This window comes from Rhizobium sp. BR 317 (assembly GCF_047445835.1).
Classification (GTDB): Bacteria; Pseudomonadota; Alphaproteobacteria; order Rhizobiales; family Rhizobiaceae; genus Rhizobium; species Rhizobium paranaense.
Genome location: NZ_JARWLB010000004.1, coordinates 230,680 through 249,988, shown reverse-complemented (window position 1 = coordinate 249,988; position 19,309 = coordinate 230,680). Strand labels below are relative to the sequence as shown.

18 protein-coding genes are annotated in these 19,309 nt (G+C 60.5%); 15 read left to right on the top strand and 3 right to left on the bottom strand.

Features of this window, described 5'->3' with window-relative positions:
- Nucleotides 1–172: 172 nt before the first annotated feature.
- From urtA to ureG, 15 genes are all read left to right on the top strand, one after another.
- Entirely contained in the window at nucleotides 173–1,462 is a 1,290-nt protein-coding gene (urtA, locus tag QD357_RS08615) for an urea ABC transporter substrate-binding protein (protein ID WP_107108958.1), read from the top strand.
- Between the two features lie 68 nt (nucleotides 1,463–1,530).
- Nucleotides 1,531–3,156, top strand: coding sequence for an urea ABC transporter permease subunit UrtB (gene urtB / locus QD357_RS08610; RefSeq protein WP_107108957.1), 1,626 nt, complete (start codon nucleotides 1,531–1,533; stop codon nucleotides 3,154–3,156).
- Nucleotides 3,153–4,316 carry an urea ABC transporter permease subunit UrtC gene (gene urtC / locus QD357_RS08605; RefSeq protein WP_107108956.1) on the top strand — a complete coding sequence of 388 codons (1,164 nt, stop codon included), beginning with the start codon at nucleotides 3,153–3,155 and terminating at the stop codon, nucleotides 4,314–4,316. Before urtB ends, urtC begins: the two co-directional genes overlap by 4 nt.
- Nucleotides 4,317–4,320: 4 nt before the next feature.
- Nucleotides 4,321–5,076, top strand: a complete 756-nt coding sequence (gene urtD / locus QD357_RS08600; RefSeq protein ID WP_107108955.1) for an urea ABC transporter ATP-binding protein UrtD — start codon at nucleotides 4,321–4,323, stop codon at nucleotides 5,074–5,076.
- A gap of 1 nt (nucleotide 5,077) precedes the next feature.
- Complete coding sequence (urtE, locus tag QD357_RS08595; protein WP_107108954.1) at nucleotides 5,078–5,773, top strand: urea ABC transporter ATP-binding subunit UrtE; 696 nt, start codon at nucleotides 5,078–5,080, stop codon at nucleotides 5,771–5,773.
- 164 nt (nucleotides 5,774–5,937) lie between these two features.
- Nucleotides 5,938–6,759 carry an urease accessory protein UreD gene (locus QD357_RS08590; RefSeq protein WP_107108953.1) on the top strand — a complete coding sequence of 274 codons (822 nt, stop codon included), beginning with the start codon at nucleotides 5,938–5,940 and terminating at the stop codon, nucleotides 6,757–6,759.
- A gap of 30 nt (nucleotides 6,760–6,789) precedes the next feature.
- Nucleotides 6,790–7,092, top strand: a complete 303-nt coding sequence (locus tag QD357_RS08585; protein ID WP_028751899.1) for an urease subunit gamma — start codon at nucleotides 6,790–6,792, stop codon at nucleotides 7,090–7,092.
- Between the two features lie 21 nt (nucleotides 7,093–7,113).
- Entirely contained in the window at nucleotides 7,114–7,419 is a 306-nt protein-coding gene (locus QD357_RS08580) for an urease subunit beta (RefSeq protein ID WP_107108952.1), read from the top strand.
- A 17-nt stretch (nucleotides 7,420–7,436) separates the two neighbouring features.
- Nucleotides 7,437–7,874 carry a lysozyme inhibitor LprI family protein gene (locus QD357_RS08575; RefSeq protein WP_107108951.1) on the top strand — a complete coding sequence of 146 codons (438 nt, stop codon included), beginning with the start codon at nucleotides 7,437–7,439 and terminating at the stop codon, nucleotides 7,872–7,874.
- A 17-nt stretch (nucleotides 7,875–7,891) separates the two neighbouring features.
- A complete protein-coding gene (locus tag QD357_RS08570; protein ID WP_107108950.1) occupies nucleotides 7,892–8,515 on the top strand; it encodes a Urease operon accessory protein in 624 nt (207 codons plus the stop codon).
- A 3-nt stretch (nucleotides 8,516–8,518) separates the two neighbouring features.
- Nucleotides 8,519–10,231, top strand: coding sequence for an urease subunit alpha (gene ureC / locus QD357_RS08565; protein WP_107108949.1), 1,713 nt, complete (start codon nucleotides 8,519–8,521; stop codon nucleotides 10,229–10,231).
- A gap of 277 nt (nucleotides 10,232–10,508) precedes the next feature.
- Nucleotides 10,509–11,369, top strand: coding sequence for a GGDEF domain-containing protein (locus QD357_RS08560; protein ID WP_107108948.1), 861 nt, complete (start codon nucleotides 10,509–10,511; stop codon nucleotides 11,367–11,369).
- Nucleotides 11,370–11,448: 79 nt separating this feature from the next.
- Entirely contained in the window at nucleotides 11,449–11,934 is a 486-nt protein-coding gene (ureE, locus tag QD357_RS08555) for an urease accessory protein UreE (protein ID WP_107108947.1), read from the top strand.
- 5 nt (nucleotides 11,935–11,939) lie between these two features.
- On the top strand, nucleotides 11,940–12,626 hold the full coding sequence (locus QD357_RS08550; RefSeq protein ID WP_107108946.1) for an urease accessory protein UreF: 687 nt from the start codon (nucleotides 11,940–11,942) through the stop codon (nucleotides 12,624–12,626).
- 95 nt (nucleotides 12,627–12,721) lie between these two features.
- Entirely contained in the window at nucleotides 12,722–13,333 is a 612-nt protein-coding gene (ureG, locus tag QD357_RS08545) for an urease accessory protein UreG (protein WP_107108945.1), read from the top strand.
- Nucleotides 13,334–13,373: 40 nt separating this feature from the next.
- Here the strand turns inward: ureG and QD357_RS08540 are convergent, their stop codons facing one another.
- The 3 genes from QD357_RS08540 to QD357_RS08530 form a co-directional block, all read right to left on the bottom strand.
- Nucleotides 13,374–16,700, bottom strand: a complete 3,327-nt coding sequence (locus QD357_RS08540) for an efflux RND transporter permease subunit (RefSeq protein ID WP_107108944.1) — start codon at nucleotides 16,698–16,700, stop codon at nucleotides 13,374–13,376.
- 14 nt (nucleotides 16,701–16,714) lie between these two features.
- The gene (locus QD357_RS08535) at nucleotides 16,715–17,905 is read right to left on the bottom strand and encodes an efflux RND transporter periplasmic adaptor subunit (RefSeq protein ID WP_107108943.1); all 1,191 of its coding nucleotides are present in this window, start codon (nucleotides 17,903–17,905) and stop codon (nucleotides 16,715–16,717) included.
- A gap of 397 nt (nucleotides 17,906–18,302) precedes the next feature.
- The gene (locus tag QD357_RS08530) at nucleotides 18,303–19,271 is read right to left on the bottom strand and encodes an ABC transporter substrate-binding protein (RefSeq protein WP_107108942.1); all 969 of its coding nucleotides are present in this window, start codon (nucleotides 19,269–19,271) and stop codon (nucleotides 18,303–18,305) included.
- Nucleotides 19,272–19,309 lie beyond the last annotated feature (38 nt).

Sequence of the window (19,309 nt, the reverse complement as noted above, 5' to 3'; positions counted from 1 at the left end):
GGAATGCAGCAGCCCTTAAGTGCATGGGCCGCTAATATGCTGCACATTTCGCCCCGTTTCCTACGTCATATTACGTATGTGGAATCCCCCGGTGCTGCCGGATAGTCGCGGCAGGCAACGGTTAATCTTTGTTTACGGGCCGTTGCAGCAGACAAAAAGAGGGGAACTACACATGAAACTGAAGACTCTTGTCTCCGGCGCGCTTCTGGGCGCCATCATGTCGACGACTGCATTTCATGGAGCTTTTGCGGCCGACGACACCATCAAGGTTGGCGTTCTCCATTCGCTTTCCGGCACCATGGCGATTTCGGAAACGACGCTGAAGGACGCCATGCTGATGCTCATCGATGAGCAGAACAAGAAGGGCGGCGTTCTCGGTAAGAAGCTGGAGCCCGTCGTCGTTGACCCGGCCTCCGACTGGCCACTGTTTGCCGAAAAGGCCCGCGAGCTGATCCAGAAGGACAAGGTTTCCGCCGTGTTCGGTTGCTGGACCTCGGTGTCGCGCAAGTCGGTCCTGCCGGTGTTCAAGGAGCTGGACTCGATCCTGTTCTACCCCGTGCAGTTCGAGGGCGAAGAATCCGAGCGCAACGTGTTCTACACCGGCGCTGCCCCGAACCAGCAGGCGATCCCTGCCGTCGATTACCTGATGCAGAACGAAGGCGTGCAGCGCTGGGTTCTTGAAGGCACCGACTACGTCTATCCGCGCACGACCAACAAGATCCTTGCAGCCTACCTGAAGTCCAAGGGCGTCAAGGACGAAGACATCATCATCAACTATACGCCGTTCGGCTTCTCCGACTGGCAGACGGAAGTCTCGAAGATTAAGGCCTTCGGCTCGGCCGGCAAGAAGACGGCGGTCGTCTCCACCATCAATGGCGACGCCAACGTTCCCTTCTACAAGGAACTCGGCAACCAGGGCGTCAAGGCGGAAGATATTCCGGTCGTCGCCTTCTCCGTCGGCGAAGAAGAGCTTGCTGGCGTCGACACCAAGCCGCTGGTCGGCCATCTCGCCGCCTGGAACTATTTCCAGTCCGTCGATACGCCTGCCAATGCCGAATTCATCAAGGAATGGCACGCCTATACCAAGAACGACAAGCGGGTCACGAACGACCCGATGGAAGCCGCCTATATCGGCTTCAACATGTGGGTGAAGGCCGTCGAAAAGGCCGGTACGACCGATCCGGACAAGGTGATCGACGCGCTCGTCGGCGTTTCCGTGCCGAACCTTACCGGCGGCTACGCCACGATGATGCCGAACCACTACATCACCAAGCCGGTGCTGATCGGCGAAGTGCAGGAGAACGGCCAGTTCGACGTTGTTTCGCAGACCCCTGCAGTGGTCGGCAAGGAATGGTCGGACTACCTGCCTGATAGCAAGGACCTGATCTCGGATTGGCGTATGCCGCTTAACTGCGGCAACTTCAACGTCTCCACCGGCAAGTGCGGCGGCAAGGGTTCCTGAGTTCAGCTTTTAGTGTGCGCTCGTCGCGGGCAGGCTCCTCTGCCCGCGACAGCATGAGGGGACGCGCGATGTTCGACAAATTCGTTTACCGCATGGCCGTGGCGCTTGCCGCCGGCTTTTGCCTGATGCTGGCGCTGACGGCGACAGCGCTGCGTGCCCAGGAGGATGCGCATAGTCTTATCAACGCGCTGGGTCCGGCGAACTTCCAGCAGGCGGATGAGATCGTGAAGAGCCTCGCCAAGACTGGCGATCCCAAGGTGGTGCCGACGCTGCAGGCCTTTTCGGACGGCGATCTTTATGTCCGCAAATCCGACAATCAGGTCTTCATCGCCAAATCTTCGGGCGATGTCATGGCCCTGATCGATCCGTTGACCGGACAGGCGGCGGGCCAGGAAGCCAAGGGCAACCTCGGCAAAATCAAGATCAACAACAATCTTCGTCGCTCGGTCCGCGCGGCGCTCGGTGGCCTGACGCTGATGAGCCCGGATCGCGGCGTCCGATTGGAGGCGGCGCAATCCGTGTTGAAATCGCCAAGCGCGGATTCGCTGGAGGCATTGGAGGCGGCGTTAAAGAACGAAAAGGACGGCGAAATTCGCGGCGTGCTCGAGAGGGCGCGCGCGGTTGCTGTGCTCGGCTCCGATCGCTCGCCGGAGCAGATGAAGGCGGCGATCGAGACGATCAAGAACGAAGGCGGACGTGACGCCATCGGCATTCTCTCTTCTGTCTCCGTAGACGACAGCCTGAAGCCCGATGTCGCGGCCGCCATTGCCGGCATCCAAAGCCAATTGGCGATCTGGGATGCGGTGCAGAATGTTTGGTACGGGCTTTCGCTCGGCTCGGTGCTGCTGCTTGCCGCTATCGGGCTTGCCATCACCTTCGGCGTCATGGGCATCATCAACATGGCGCATGGCGAGATGGTGATGCTCGGCGCCTATTCCACCTTCATGGTCCAGAGCGTCATCCGTAGCTCCTATCCTGAACTCTTCGACTGGTCGCTGGCGATCGCACTGCCGGTGGCGTTTCTGGTGACCGGCGCCGTCGGCCTCGTCATCGAGCGCGGCGTCATCCGTTTTCTCTATGGCCGGCCGTTGGAAACGTTGCTCGCCACCTGGGGCATTTCGCTGATCCTGCAGCAAGCGGTGCGCTCGATCTTCGGGCCGACCAATCAGGAAGTCGGCAATCCCTCCTGGATGTCGGGCTCCTTCGATTTCGGCTACCTCTCGATCACCTGGAACCGTCTCTGGATCATCGTTTTCGCGCTCGGCGTCTTCGTCGCCCTGCTGTTGCTGCTGAAGCGTTCGGCCTTCGGGCTGCAGATGCGGGCGGTGACTCAGAACCGGCGCATGGCTTCGTCCATGGGTATTCGTACGCCCTGGGTCGACGCTTTCACCTTTGCCCTGGGGTCGGGCATTGCGGGGATGGCAGGCGTTGCGCTCTCGCAGATCGACAACGTCTCGCCAAACCTTGGCCAGAGCTACATCATCGACAGTTTTATGGTTGTCGTCTTCGGTGGCGTCGGCAATCTCTGGGGAACGCTGGTCGGCGCTTTCTCGCTCGGCATCCTCAACAAGTTCCTTGAGCCCTATGCGGGGGCGGTGCTCGGCAAGATCCTGGTTCTCGTCCTCATCATCCTCTTCATTCAGAAACGTCCGCGCGGGCTCTTCGCCCTCAAGGGAAGGGCGGTGGAAGCATGATCACGGCCTTTCTCCTCCGCTCGCTCGACCGCCGCATCAGTATCGCCATCGCGATCCTGCTGGCTGTGGCCGTGCTCGTGCCGCTCGCCAATCTGGCCTTGCCGGAAACCAGCCCGCTGCATGTGCCGACCTATCTGATGTCATTGTTCGGCAAGTATTTGACCTATGCGCTGCTGGCATTGGCGCTCGATCTCGTCTGGGGCTATTGCGGCATTCTCTCGCTCGGCCATGGCGCCTTCTTCGCGCTCGGCGGCTATGCGATGGGCATGTATCTGATGCGGCAGATAGGACCGCGCGGCACCTATGGCAATCCCATCCTGCCGGACTTCATGGTGTTCCTGAACTGGAAGGAGTTGCCCTGGTTCTGGTATGGCTTCGATCATTTCTGGTTCGCCATGATCATGGTGCTGGCGGCTCCCGGTCTGCTTGCCTTCGTGTTCGGCTGGTTCGCTTTCCGCTCGCGCGTCAACGGCGTCTATCTGTCGATCATCACACAGGCGATGACCTATGCGCTGCTGCTCGCCTTCTTCCGCAACGACATGGGCTTCGGCGGCAATAACGGTCTGACCGACTTCAAGGATATCCTCGGCTTCAACATCCAGGCCGATGGCACGCGCGCCGTACTCTTCGCCATCACTGCGCTGTTTCTGGCGCTGGCACTGATGCTGTCCTCGGCCATCGTGCGCTCGAAATTCGGCAAGGTGCTGGTTGGCGTGCGCGATGCGGAGAGCCGGACGCGCTTCTTGGGTTACCGCGTTGAGCACATGAAGCTTTTCGTCTTCGTCGTGTCGGCGATGATGGCCGGCATTGCCGGTGCCCTCTATGTGCCGCAGATCGGCATCATCAATCCCGGCGAATTCGCTCCCGCCAATTCCATCGAAGTGGTCATCTGGACAGCGGTCGGCGGCCGGGCGACGCTGATCGGCCCGATTATCGGCGCCATCCTCGTCAATGGCGGCAAGACGATCTTCACTGGCCTGTTCCCCGATTTCTGGCTCTTCGCGCTCGGCGGCCTCTTCGTTGCAGTGACGTTGCTCCTGCCCAAGGGCATTGTCGGCACGATAGCGCAATATATCGGCGGCGATCGCAAGCCGGTCAGCGCAAAGCCCACGGTCGAGGAAGACGAAGCCGACAAGACGACCATCCAGGCGGCGGAGTGAAGCCATGATCCCGGACATCAAGCCTAACAGCATGCTTTATCTCAACAACGTCTCCGTCTCCTTCGATGGCTTCAAGGCGCTGAATTCGCTGTCGATCGTCATCGAGCCGGGGGAGCTTCGCGCCATCATCGGCCCGAACGGCGCCGGCAAGACGACGATGATGGATATCATCACCGGCAAGACGCGGCCGGATCAGGGCGAGGTGTTCTTCAACGGCCAGATCGATCTGACCAATAAGGACGAGGCCGACATCGCCCAGCTTGGCATCGGCCGCAAGTTCCAGAAGCCGACCGTGTTCGAAAGTCATACGGTCTGGGATAACCTCGAATTGGCGCTCAACCGCAAGCGCGGTGTTTTCTCGACGCTCTTCTACCGCCTGACGCCGGAAGATCGCGACCGCATCCACGAAATCCTCGACACGGTGCGCCTCTCTCACCGGCGCGACGAACTGGCGGCCAATCTCTCGCATGGGCAGAAGCAATGGCTGGAGATCGGCATGCTGCTCGCGCAGGAGCCGAAGCTTCTTTTGGTCGATGAGCCCGTTGCCGGCATGACCGACGCCGAGACGGCGGAGACGGCGGTGCTGCTGAAGGAGATCGCCAAGACGCGGTCCGTGGTGGTGGTGGAGCACGACATGGGCTTCATCCGCGACCTTGGCGTCAAGGTGACGTGCCTTGCGGAAGGCTCTGTGCTGGCCGAAGGTTCGATCGATTTCGTCAGCAACGATCCGAAGGTGATCGAGAATTATTTGGGGCGATGAGATGCTGACAGTCGAAAACGCAAATCTGCACTATGGCGCCGCTCAGGCACTGCGCGGCATCTCCATCAAGGCTGAGATGGGGAAGATCACCTGCGTGCTCGGTCGCAACGGTGTCGGCAAGAGTTCGCTGCTGCGCGCTGTTACCGGCCAGCATGCGTTATCGGCAGGTTCGGTCGCCTTCAACGGGGTAACGCTGAACGGCATGGCGCCCTTTGCCCGCGCCAAGCATGGCATCGGATATGTGCCGCAGGGGCGCGAGATCTTTCCGCTATTGACGGTGAAGGAAAACCTGGAGACGGGGTTCGCCCCCGTGCCACGCCGCGACCGCAACATTCCCGAGGACATCTACAATCTGTTTCCGGTGCTGAAATCCATGCTGTCGCGCCGTGGCGGCGATCTTTCCGGCGGCCAGCAGCAGCAATTGGCGATCGGCCGGGCGATGGTGACGCGCCCGAAAATATTGGTGCTGGATGAGCCGACCGAAGGCATTCAACCGTCGATCATCAAGGATATCGGCCGGGCGATCCGCTATCTCAGGGATTCCACCGGCATGGCGATCCTGCTGGTCGAGCAATATCTCGATTTCTGCCGCGAACTTGCTGATTACGTCTACATCATGGATCGCGGCGAGATCGTCCATGAGGGGCTGGCGGAGACGCTGGATACGCCGGAGGCCCGCAGGCACCTGACGGTGTGAAGCCATTGCCGTTCTTTTCATCATCTGGTGAAAAATGCAGCGGATATCCGCCGCAGCCGGCCAATGTTCCGTGTGGCTTCATAAGGCACGGAAATTGCTTGCTTTTGTTCTTCGACGGGTTTCAATGATCCGCGATGGCATGATGTGATGAGTGGAGAAGCGGAATGGTGATGGCAGCGGCGAGCACAAGACCGCAGAGGGCGCGCGGGCGCGGCCATCTGGCGGCTAAGGCGCTTGATGGGCGCACGCGCCTTGCCGAACTTTTCCAGGACGGTGCGGCGAAGATTCGTCTGCCCGATACGTTCGATAATTCCATGGAAGCCGTTATCATCAACACGGCCGGTGGCCTGACCGGCGGCGACCGGATGGATTGGAGCATCGTCGCTGGGCCGGGCACGCGCATCGATGCGACCACCCAGGCCTGCGAGAAGATTTACAAGGCATCCGCAGGCACCGCCGAAGTCGTGACTTCCATCAAGGTCGGCGCTGGCGCGCGCGTCGATTGGTTGCCGCAGGAAACCATTCTGTTTGACCGCGCCTCGCTGTCGCGCAAGCTCGCTGTCGATCTCGACGAAACCGCCGAATTTCTGGCCGTCGAAGCAATCCTGCTCGGCCGCAAAGCCATGGGTGAGGCGATGGCGCAGGGCTTGTTTCGCGACCGCTGGCGCATCCGCCGCGCTGGGCGATTGATCCATGCCGAGGAGCTGCGGCTCGACGGTGATGTCGCGGCGTTGACGGCCGAGCGTGCTGTTCTGAGCGGCCAAGTGGCTTTCGCGACCCTGCTCTATGCCGGACCGCTGGCGGAGACCTATCTCGCCAAGGTGCGGCCTCTCGTTGAGGGGCACATGGGCGGCGTCAGCCAATGGCGCGACAAGCTGGTGGTGCGGCTCGCGGCACCCGACGGCTTCGCTCTCAGAAAAATCCTGATCCCGGTCATTTCCGCCTTGCGCAACGCAGCGCCAGTGCCGAAAGTCTGGAATCTGTAGTTCAAGCAATAGCAATCACATAGGTAGGCGATGAACCTCACTCCGAGAGAAAAAGACAAGCTGTTGATTTCCATGGCGGCAATGGTTGCGCGGCGGCGGCTGGAGCGCGGCGTTAAGCTCAACCATCCGGAAGCCATCGCGCTGATCACCGATTTCGTCGTCGAGGGCGCTCGCGATGGCCGCCCGGTCGCCGAGCTGATGGAAGCCGGCGCCCATGTCATCAGCCGTGACCAGGTGATGGAAGGGATTGCCGAGATGATCCACGACGTACAGGTCGAGGCGACGTTTCCGGATGGAACGAAGCTCGTGACCGTGCACGAGCCGATCCGCTGAACGACGGCAAGGGAAAAAGCCATGATTCCAGGTGAAATTCTTGCCGCAAGCGGCGACATCGAACTGAACGCCGGCGCACCGACGGTAACGCTGGAAGTCTCCAATACCGGCGACCGCCCGGTGCAGGTCGGCAGCCACTATCATTTTGCCGAGACGAATGGTGGTCTCGCCTTCGACCGCGACAAGGCCAAGGGCATGCGTCTCGATATTCCTGCAGGGACCGCAGTGCGTTTCGAACCGGGCCAGACGCGCTCGGTGACGCTGATCCCACTCTCCGGCAAGCGCGAGGTCTATGGCTTCCGCCAGCAGATCATGGGCAAGCTCTGAGGCGTATAGGAGATAGCATGTCCTTGAGATTGCTTGCGTCCAGCGCGTTTGTCGCGACTGTTTTGATGTGCGGTTCGGCCTATGCGCAAAATGATCCGGACGAGCCGGAGGTCGACTGCGCCAATGCGCAAACGCAGATGGACATGAACATCTGCGCGCAGCGGGACTACGACAAGGCCGATAAGGCATTGAACGAGCAATATAAAAAGACGCGCGCGGCAATGGTTGCCACCGATGCGGATCTCGAAGACGACCAAAAGGGTGCCGAAAAAGCATTGGTCAAGGCGCAGCGCGCCTGGGTCGATTATCGCGATGGCCAATGCGAGGCGGAAGGATTTGAGGCGCGGGGCGGGACGATGGAGCCGATGCTCGTTACCGGATGCAAGGCGACGTTGACGGAGCAGCGGACCAAGGAGCTGAAGACATTGGCCGATGGGCCGGAGGGTGCGCAGTGAGCGCCAGACGCAGGATCATGATCGTCGGCAACGGCGAGATTGCGGAAGGAGCGGCGCCGGAGATCGACGCCGCCGATCTGGTCGTGCGTTTCAATGATTGCCGCTCCACAGAGACGGGCGGTAGCCGCACGGATATTGTCGCGGTCTGCAATACCGGCCGGCCGGCGCGTGCCATGCTCGGTTCTGCCGAGTGGCGCAACAGTGCGCCGGTTGCGGCGGCATCGGAAATCTGGAGCGTCCGCGATCCCCGCAAGTTCGCTGCCCTCCGTGCGCCGCTGGCATTGTCGCATCCGGAACTCGGTGATTTCTGCGACGATTACACCAATCAATTCACCGCCTTCTGCAATGCCACAGGCAAACGTCATGTGGTCATCGACCAGTCGGTTCATGAGAGTGTCGATGAGGCGCTCGCAGCTTACGACCCCGGTCCTTATGTCGTGCCGAGCAGCGGCATGGTCGCGATCGCCGAGCTGCTTTTGCGCTATCCCGGCGAGGGCATCGCCATCACCGGCTTCAGCCATACCGGATGGGATGGCCACCCGTTTGCGGCGGAGAAGCGGCTGGTCGATCATTATATTTCCCTTGGTCGCCTAAGGCGCATCGCCGACAAGACCCCTATTCTTTCCTCCCAAGGAGCTTGATTTATGCCTTATAAAATCTCCCGCGCCGCCTATGCCAACATGTTCGGGCCGACGACCGGCGATAAGGTGCGGCTTGCCGATACGGAGCTTTTCATCGAGGTGGAGAAGGATTTCACCACCTATGGCGAAGAGGTGAAATTCGGCGGCGGCAAGGTCATTCGTGACGGGATGGGGCAGAGCCAGGTAACGCGGGCGAACGGTGCCGTCGATACCGTCATCACCAATGCGCTGATTGTCGACACCTGGGGGATCGTCAAGGCTGATATCGGCCTCAAGGATGGCAGGATCGTCGCGATCGGCAAGGCCGGCAACCCGGACATGCAGCCGGGCGTCAACATCATCGTCGGTCCGGGCACGGAGGCGATCGCGGGTGAGGGCAAGATCGTCACGGCCGGCGGCATGGACAGTCATATCCACTTCATCTGCCCGCAGCAGATCGAAGAGGCGCTGATGAGCGGGCTGACAACCATGCTCGGCGGCGGTACAGGCCCGGCGCACGGAACGCTTGCCACCACCTGCACGCCCGGCCCCTGGCATATCGCCCGCATGATCGAGGCTGCCGATGCCTTTCCGATGAACCTCGCCTTTGCCGGCAAGGGCAACGCTTCGCTGCCCGGTGCGCTCGAGGAGATGGTGCTTGCCGGCGCCACCTCGTTGAAGCTGCACGAGGATTGGGGGACGACGCCTGGCGCGATCGACTGCTGCCTGACGGTCGCCGATGCATATGACGTGCAGGTGATGATCCACACGGATACGTTGAATGAAAGCGGTTTTGTCGAGGATACGATCGGCGCCATCAAGGGCCGCACCATCCATGCTTTCCACACCGAAGGGGCGGGCGGCGGCCATGCGCCCGATATCATCAAGATCTGCGGCCAGTCGAATGTCATCCCGTCTTCGACCAACCCGACGCGCCCCTATACGGTTAACACGATTGCCGAGCATCTCGACATGCTGATGGTCTGCCATCACCTGTCGCCATCGATCCCGGAGGATATCGCCTTCGCCGAAAGCCGCATCCGCAAGGAGACGATTGCGGCGGAAGATATTCTTCACGATATCGGCGCCTTTTCGATCATTTCGTCCGATAGCCAGGCCATGGGCCGCGTCGGCGAGGTGGCGATCCGCACCTGGCAGACCGCCGACAAGATGAAGCGCCAGCGCGGCCGCCTTGCCCAGGAAACCGGCGACAACGACAATTTCCGCGTCAAACGCTACATCGCCAAATACACGATCAATCCGGCGATCGCCCACGGCCTCAGCCATGAGATCGGTTCGATCGAAGTTGGCAAGCGCGCCGATCTGGTGATCTGGAACCCGGCCTTCTTCGGCGTCAAGCCGGAAATGGTTCTGCTCGGCGGCTCGATTGCAGCGGCTCCCATGGGCGATCCGAACGCCTCGATCCCGACGCCGCAGCCGGTCCATTACCGCCCGATGTTCGCCTCTTTCGGCAAGAGCCTGACAAACTCCTCGGTCACCTTCGTGTCGCAGGCGTCGCTTGATGCCGGTCTCGCCGGCAGGCTCGGCGTCGCCAAGAGCCTCGTTGCCGTCAGGAATACCCGCGGCGGCATCTCCAAGGCGTCGATGGTCCATAATAGCCTGACGCCGCATATCGAAGTCGATCCGGAGACCTACGAAGTGCGCGCCGATGGCGAACTCCTGACCTGTGAGCCGGCGACTGTGCTGCCGATGGCGCAGCGTTATTTCCTGTTTTAATGGGAACCGTGACGTTTCATCGCTATAATTACCGGGAACCCCTGAATTTCAGGGGTTTTTCATGAGTTCTTCGAACTAATACAGCATAATCAGAGACTTGCGCCGATGGTTGTTTATATCGCAACTTCACCTTGGGTGACGCAAGTGTTCAGTGCCAATTTCCAGCAGCTTATAAGTTGAGAAATGTCCGGCATTTTAACGATCGTATTAAAGACCTGGAAGAGCGTTCACCCCTATCTCACTTCATCGAATTCGTGGGCTGAGGAAGGTGATTCGCATGAAAAGGTGGATTTCGCTGCAGGCCGAACTCGGTAATTTTCAGCAGCGCCGCACGATATATATTTTCGCGCTAAAGATGAGTTTTCTTGCGGTTATCCTGTCCGTCGCCATCATTCTCGTGATGCTGCCTGTCCTCGAGTGGCTCGGCCTGTTGCCGTTGCGGATGCTGGACGCGATCCGGCTTGGTGTCCTGCTTGCCTGGTTCATTGGCGGTACGGTTTCCGGCGCATTGGCGCTGCTGGCCGGCTACGCCATTCATAAGCTTGCCGTCTCGCGCGCCGAATTCGAACGGCTAAGCCGCACCGACATGTTGTCGGGACTGCTGAACCGTCGCGCCTTTACCGAGGCGTTGGAAGAGGCGAAAGACGACGCCTCGCTGGTGATCTTTGATGTCGACCGGTTCAAGACGATCAATGATCGCTATGGGCACGCTTCCGGCGATGCCGTCATCATCGCGGTCTCACAGATCTTCTTCGGCATTTTCGAGGGCAGGGACGTGATCGCCCGCCTGGGCGGCGAGGAGTTTGGCGCCATCGTCCATGGTCGTGACATGGCCGAACGCATCGCCCGCATCGAGGGCGTGAAAACGCGGATTGCCGATCACGCTATCGCTGTCGAAGGCGGCTCGGTGAAGATCACTATTTCCGCGGGGATCGCTGATATTTGGGGCGAGCGCAAGAAAGAGGTGGTCTATGCCGCCGCGGACAAGGCGCTTTATCTCGCCAAGGCGCTTGGCCGCAATCGCGTCGTTCATGAAAGCGAATGGCTGAATCATATCTGGCAGCGCCCTCCGGCCGAGGAAGGGCAGGAAGAGATGCCCGACCGTGGGGAGCCGCATCGATACGGCCATGGGATATAGGTCTACGAAACCGGTACTGGCCCTTGCGCGGAAAGCGGCTATTTTGCATGCTCTGATAAAGTTTTGAACTGGACATGTCATGCTACGCGTCACCTCCTATCTGCCGGCCGGCACCCCATCCTCCAATCCGATCGATCGTGTCGTGTTGCCGCATGATCTCCGGCATTTGCGCCGCAAGCTGCTGCATCTCGAAAATGGCGAGATGGTCATGCTCGATCTGAAAGAGCCGGTTCTGTTCGCCAATGGCGATCTGCTGGTACGGGAAGATGGCGAATTGATCGAAATCGTCGCGGCAGCGGAAAAGCTGTTCGAGATCAAGCAGCGTGATCGCCGGCATCTGATCGAGCTTGCCTGGCACCTCGGCAACCGGCACCTTTCGGCACAGATCGAGGAAGACCGCATCCTCATCCTGCGCGACCATGTCATCCGCTCCATGCTCGAAGGCCTCGGTGCCACGGTGACGGAGGTCAGCGAAGCCTTCCAGCCGGCGCGTGGCGCCTATCATGCGCATGGCGGCCATTCGCACGGACACGGTCACGATCATCACGATCATTCGCACGATTGAGCGTGATGGCTAGGATTTCAGAGGCGGAGAATGGCGATCTGCAGGCGCTCTTGCGGCTGATGGCTTGGCTCTCGCCGGCGTTTCCCGTCGGCTCCTTCGCCTATTCGGGCGGCCTCGAGCGTGCTGTCCATGATGGCCTTGTGCAAGACGTGGAAAGCCTTCGGGATTGGGTCGCGGCGCTGATACGCCATGGCTCGGTCTGGAACGATGCCGTCTTGCTTGCCGAGGCGCATGGTGCGGCCGAGGATGCGGCGCGGCTGGCCGAGGCAGCCGAGCTTGCCGAAGCGCTAGCCGGCTCGAAGGAGCGCCATCAGGAAACAATGCTGCTCGGCGAAGCTTTCCTCTCCGCCGCCAATGCCTGGCCGCATCCGGTCTTTTCCATGTTGCCTGCGAAAGTGGCTTATCCGGTAGCGGTCGGCGCCGTGGCTGGCGCGCATGGTATATCCCGGGAAAAGGCGCTCGCGGCCTTCCTGCATGCGCTGGCATCGCAGATGCTGTCGGCAGGCATTCGGCTTGGGGTGACCGGACAGAGGGATGGTGTCGCGATCCTGGCGGCGCTGGAAGACGTCATCGCTGAGGTCGCCAAGCGGGCCGCACGATCGAGCCTCGACGATCTCGGCGCGGCGACGGTGCACGCCGATATCGCAAGCCTTCGTCATGAGACGCAGGGCACCAGGCTCTTTCGGTCCTGAAGGGCTCGAGCAAATATTGCGGTTGAGCTACGTCATTCGCCGCTGTGCGAGACGCGTCTGCCCCGCTATTCTATGTTTTTATCGGAGTTTCGAGCATGAAATCGAGAAATGGACCTTTGCGCGTCGGTATCGGCGGGCCTGTCGGTTCGGGCAAGACTGCGCTTACCGAAAAGCTTTGCAAGGCGATGCGTGACGATTATTCCGTCGCGGTGGTGACCAACGATATCTACACGACCGAGGATGCCGAGGCGCTGGTGCGTATGCAGGCGCTGACATCGGATCGTATCGTCGGCGTCGAAACCGGCGGCTGCCCGCACACCGCCATTCGCGAAGACGCGACGATCAACCTGCAGGCCATTGCCGGCCTCAACGAGCGGCTTCCCGATCTCGACGTCGTCTTCATCGAATCCGGTGGCGATAATCTGGCCGCGACTTTTTCGCCGGATCTCGCCGATATTACCATCTATGTGATCTCGGTCTGCCAGGGTGAGGAAATTCCGCGCAAAGGCGGTCCGGGCATCACCAAATCCGATCTTCTCGTCATCAACAAGAGGGATCTCGCTCCCTTCGTCGACGTCGATCTTGATGTCATGGACCGCGACGCCACCCGCATGCGCCAGGCCCGCCCCTTTGTGTTCTCCGACATGAAGCGCGGCGATGGTGTTGCAACGATCGTCGACTTCCTAAAGGAACAGGGCGGCCTGTAAGCCGCCCTGCCATTGTCATTCCGCTTACCGGCCTGCCGCTCTATTCGGCAGCAAACGGCGGCAGTTTCAGGATATTCGTCTTGGCCTTTCCGCCGCGCTGCGGGACGTCCTTGTTTTCCACGGCGTCGAGGCGCTCTTCCAGTGCCGTGAGCGACTTGCGGTTTTCGTCGACGGCGGTTGCCAGCTTTTCCTTGGTCACGACTTCGTCGTTCACATCCTTCTTGCCGACGAGATGGCCGAAGAGCCAGGCAAGCAGGCGCGACAGGTCGTCCATGATCAGGAAGAAGGACGGCACGACCACCAGGCTGAGGACGGTCGAGACGATGATGCCGCCGATCACCGCGATCGCCATCGGCGCGCGGAACGTGCCACCTTCGCCGACGCCGAGCGCGGACGGCAACATGCCGGCGGACATGGCGATCGAGGTCATGATGATCGGCCGTGCGCGCTTGCGACCGGCCTCGACCACGGCCTCCAGCCGGGGCATACCATGGTGCATCATTTCGATGGCGAAATCGACGAGCAGAATGGCATTCTTGGTGACGATGCCCATCAGCATCAGAATGCCGATCATGACGGGCATGGAGAGGGCATTGCCGGTCACGATCAGCGCCAGCGCCACGCCCCCGATCGCCAGAGGCAGCGACAGCAGAATGGTGAAGGGCTGGATCACATCCTTGAACAGCAGCACCAGCACGGTCAGCACCAGCAGGAGGCCCAGCAGCATGGCATTGCCGAAGCTCTGCTGCATTTCCTTCTGGACCTTGGTGTCGCCGCTTTCAGCCAGATGGACAGTGGCCGGGATCTTGGCGCTGTTGACGGTGGCGAGAAAATGGCTCGAAGCTGTGTCCAGGGCCACGCCTTGCGGGAGGTCGGCGCCGATCGCGACGACGCGGTAGCGGTTGTTGCGCTTGATCGAAGACAGGCCTTCCGAATATTCGATATTGGCCACGCTCGACATCGGCACTGACGCGCCGGTGGCGGTCTTGATGCGCAATGCCCGGATCGCGGCAAGGTCGCGGCGCATGCCGACTGCAGCCTGCACCCGGATGGGGATCTGGCGATCATCGAGCGAAATCTTGGCAAGCGACGCGTCGATATCGCCGATGGTCGCGACGCGCACCGTATCGGAAATCATCTGCGGCGTAATGCCGAGGCGGGCTGCCTCGTCCTTGCGCGGATAGACCTGCAGCTCCGGCCGGGGCAGGGCGCCGTCGGCGCTGACGTTGGCAAGCGCCGGATCGGTGCGCAGCTTGGCTTCGAGGATGCCGACCGCTTCGTTCAGATCCTTCTCGTTGCGGGAGAGGAAGTTGTAGGTCAGGTCACGGTCGCCGCGGTCATTGAGCTTGGTGATGCGGACGTCGGGGATCGAGCGCAGCTTGGCGAAGACTTCCTTCTCGACCTCCCACTGCGGCTTGATGCGGCCGTGGACGGTAACCTTCGGAAGGTAGGGGCCGATGATGGGCAGCGAACCCGCCACATCGTTGACCAGCTTCTTGACGAGCGATTGGTCAAGCTTGCCGAGCGTCAGCGTTACTGTGGCGCGGCGCAGTTCCAGATCGCCCTTGGGCGAGGCGCCGCCAAGGACGAAGACATTCTCGACGCCGTCGATGTCCTTCACGCGCCTGTAAATCTCGTTGGTTGCCTGCTCGGTGTCGTCAAGCCGGGCATTCGGCGGCAGTTCGGCCGACAGCACGATGCGGGACGAATCGTCCGGAGGGATGAAGCTGCCGGGCACGAACATGATGAGCGCGAAGACGGAGGCGACGGAGAATGCAAAAGCCGCAAGCAATGTCGGATAGCGCGTATACCACCGCTTTGTTGTGATCCGTACCAGCCAGCTATAGCCGCGCATGAACCGGCCGTCATTGTCGTGGTGGTCTTCGACGGCATCCTCGGCGCGCATGAAGTAGGCGGCCATCATCGGTGTGATCAGGCGCGCGACCAGCAGCGAGAAGAACACTGAGAAAGCGACCGTCAGGCCGAACTGGATGAAGTATTGGCCCGGAACGCCCGGCATGAAGGAGACGGGCACGAACACGGCAATGATGGTGAAGGTCGTGGCGATGACGGCTAGGCCGATTTCGTCCGCGGCATCGATCGCGGCGCGATACGGCGTCTTGCCCATCTTGATATGGCGGGCAATGTTCTCGATCTCGACGATCGCGTCGTCGACGAGAATCCCGGTCGCCAATGTCAACGCCAGGAAGCTGACCAGGTTTAGCGAGAAGCCGATCTGGTTCATGACCCAGAAGGTCGGGATTGCTGAAAGCGGCAGGGCAACGGCCGAGATCAGCGTCGCTCGCCAATTCTTGAGGAACAGGAAGACGACGATGACCGCCAGCAACGCGCCTTCCAGCAGCGTATGCATCGCCGCCTCGTAGTTGCCGTAGGTGTAATAGACCGCATCGTCGATCATCTCGATCGAGACGTTCGGGTTTTCGGCACGCACCTTGGTCAAAGTGCCAGCCACGGTATTGGCGACGGAGACTTCGCTGGCACCCTTGGCGCGGAACACGCCGAAGGTCACGACAGGCGTGCTGTTGAAGCGCGAGAAGGACTTCGGTTCCTGATAGGTATCCTTGATGACGCCGAGATTGGAAAGCTTGACGAAGCGGCCGTTGGTCAGCGCGATCGTGGTGTCGGCGAGTTGGGCGACATCGCGGGCGTCGCCCAGGACGCGGATCGCCTGTTCGCTGCCCGCCACCTGGCCGCGGCCGGAACCGAGATCGATATTGGTGCCGCGCAACTGCTGGCTCACCGAAAGCGCGGTGATGCCGTAGGCATTCAGCTTGTTCGGATCGAGCTCGATGCGCACTTCGCGATCGGCGCCGCCATAGCGATCGACGCGGCCGATGCCGACCTGACCCTGCAGCGCACGTTTGACGGTGTCGTCGACGAACCAGGACAGTTCTTCGAGCGACATATTGGGCGAGGAAACGGCAAAGCTCTGGATCGCCTGGCCTTCAACATCCACCTTGGAGACGATCGGCTCGTCGATGGTCGACGGCAGATTGCCGCGGATGCGGTCGATCGCGTCCTTGGTATCCTGAACGGCTTGCTGCGTCGGCACTTCCAAGCGGAAGATGACGACGGTCTGCGACTGGCCGTCCGTCACCGTCGATTGGATCTCGTCGATGCCGTTGATGCTGGCGACGGCGTCCTCGACCTCTTTCGTCACCTGCATTTCGAGTTCGGCAGGCGAGGCGCCGCTTTGCGTTACGGTCACGTTGACGACCGGCACGTCGATATTCGGGAAGCGGGTGATCGGCAGATTGAAGAAGGCGTGCGCGCCCACCACCATCAGCAGGAAAAAGCCGAGGAGCGGGGCGACCGGATTTCGGATTGACCAGGCGGAGAAGTTCATCTTGCCGTTCTCGCTCAGTTGGACGCTTGCGGAGCTTCTTTGACGGGCGTGATGTGGTCACCGTCGCGAACATAGGCGCCGGCTTTGGCGACGACTTCGTCGCCATCCTTCAGGCCCTTGACGATCTCGACGTAAGCGCCATCCTGAATGCCGGTCTGGACATTGACGAATTTGACGACGCCACCCTCTACCTTGCGGGCAGAAGAGCCATTTTCGTCGCTGTTGACTGCCGTCAGCGGCAGGGAAACACCTTGTGTCTCGCGGACGATGATCTCGGCGCTGCCATACATGCCGGCGCGCGCCTTTTCGTCGTCATCGATGGAGATGTGGACTGCGCCGAGGCGGGTCACCGCATCGACGATCGGCGCGACCAGGCGGACGGAGCCGGTGAGTTTTTCGCGGCTGCCGGAAAGCGAAATCAGCGCCTTCTGACCAAGGGTAATTTTGGTGATGTCGCTTTCGGAGACATCGACCACCAGCTCCAGATCGCTGTCGCGGATGATGGTGAAGAGCGGATCTCCATTGCCGTTGGCGATGGCTCCCATGCGGGCGTTACGCGAAGCGACGGTGCCGGCAACCGGCGTTTTGACGCCCGTGCGGGCGAGCTTCAGGTCCGTATCGGCGATCTGGCTGTCGATGACCTTGAGATCGGCTTCAGCAACTGCGATTGCCTGTTCGGCCGAGGCCACGCGCGCCTTGTTGGCGGCGGCCGCCGCATTCGCCTGCTCGACCGACGAGGTCGAGACGGTGCCCTTGGCGCCCATGGTGACGGCGCGGACGCGCTGCAATTCCGCTTCCTCAGCATTGGCGCGGGCCTCGTTGAGCTGCGCGCGAAGCTGGGCGAGGCTTGCTTCGCCCTTCGCCTTCGTTGCTTCCATCTGGCTCTTCTGCAGGATCAGCGCATCATCGTTCAGCGTGGCAAGCGTGCTGTTCGCCTCGACCTTGTCGCCGACGTCAGCGTTGAGCGAGCGGATCGACAGGCCGTCCACCTGCGGCTGGATATAGACCTCATCCACCGCTTTCACGGTGCCGGTGGCGACCACTTTGTCGGTCAGTTTGCGTGTTACGGCCTGTGTGACGACGATTGCAGGCAGGTTCTGCTTTGGCGCGGTGACGGTGGGTTCTTCGGCAAAAGCCGCCGGTGCCGTCAGGAGAACAAGCAACATTGCAGTCGTGCTCAGAAATCTATGCGGCGTGAAGGCCATGCGTTCAGTTCCAGTTCGGTATTTGTGTAACGGGATCTCGCTGTTTTCCGTCGCGAGCACGGGGGATCAATGCATGCGGGCCGGCTCTTCCGGCGGATCAACATCCGTCTGTCATGCCTGCAAGTCCCTCATCCTCAATTTGCCCCTTTAGGTGGGAACGATTTCCAAATCCTGCAAGATCACGAGAAAATGATTTCTACGTGGCGCGCAATTCTAATGGGCGTTGCATTGCAAATCAATTACGTGCTCGTGATGTCTGCATTACGATACTTGATCGAAGCATGGTTTTTTAGGCAAACGCGACGACAAAGCCAGTCTTTTATCACGGCTGTTACAAAATGAAAAAAACGCGCGTGGCGTGAACCGCGCACGTTTCTTCGGATTTTCGGCGTCGGGCCTATTTCAGCGCGGCGTCGGTGATCTCATGCGTATAGGCGCCGGTCGGCTTCTTGTTGATGATCTTCTGGTCGAGCAGGGCGGCTACGGTGCGATCGTAGAGTTTCCCGTCGAGCTTGCCGGTGCCGATGAGCTTGGCGACTTCGCCCATCATGCGCTTCTGGTGATTTTCGTCCTGGCCACCATTATCCATGACGATTTCGGCGGCTTCATCCGGATGTTCGACAGCGTATTTCCAGCCCTTCATCGAAGCACGGACGAACTTGACCATGTTGGCCTTGAACTTCGCGTCCTTCAGCTTGGTCTCGTTGACATAAAGGCCGTCTTCCAGAAGGTCGTTGCCGAGCTTGCTATAGTTGAAGACGATCAGATCTTCCGGCTTGAAGCCGGCATCGATCGCCTGCCAGTATTCGTTATAGGTCATGACGGAGATGCAGTCGGCCTGCTTCTGGACGAGGGGCTGAACGTCGAAGCTCTGCTTCAAGACGGTGACGCCATCCTTGCCGCCGTCGGTCTTCAGGCCGATCTTATGCATCCAGGCGAAGAAGGGGTATTCGTTGCCGAAGAACCAGACGCCGAGCGTATGGCCCTTGAAATCGGCTTCGGTCTTTACCGGACCGTCCTTCGGGCAGATCAGTTCGAGGCCGGACTTGTCATAGGGCTGGGCGATGTTGATCAGCGGCACGCCCTTTTCGCGAGCGACCAGAGCGCCACCCATCCAGTCAACGATGACATCGGCACCGCCGCCGGCGATTACCTGTTCCGGTGCGATATCCGGACCGCCGGGCTTGATGTCGACGTCGAGGCCTTCCTCCTTGTAGAAGCCCTTGTCCTTGGCGACGAAATAGCCGCCGAACTGGCCCTGCGCCACCCATTTCAACTGCAGCGTCACCTTGTCGGCAGCCTGCGCCGCCTGCGCTGCGGCCAACGCCATCGCGCTTGCCATCAATGCGACCATCAGTTTTTTCATATTTTTTGTCCTTTTCCCTCTGAAGTTATGCCCTGATC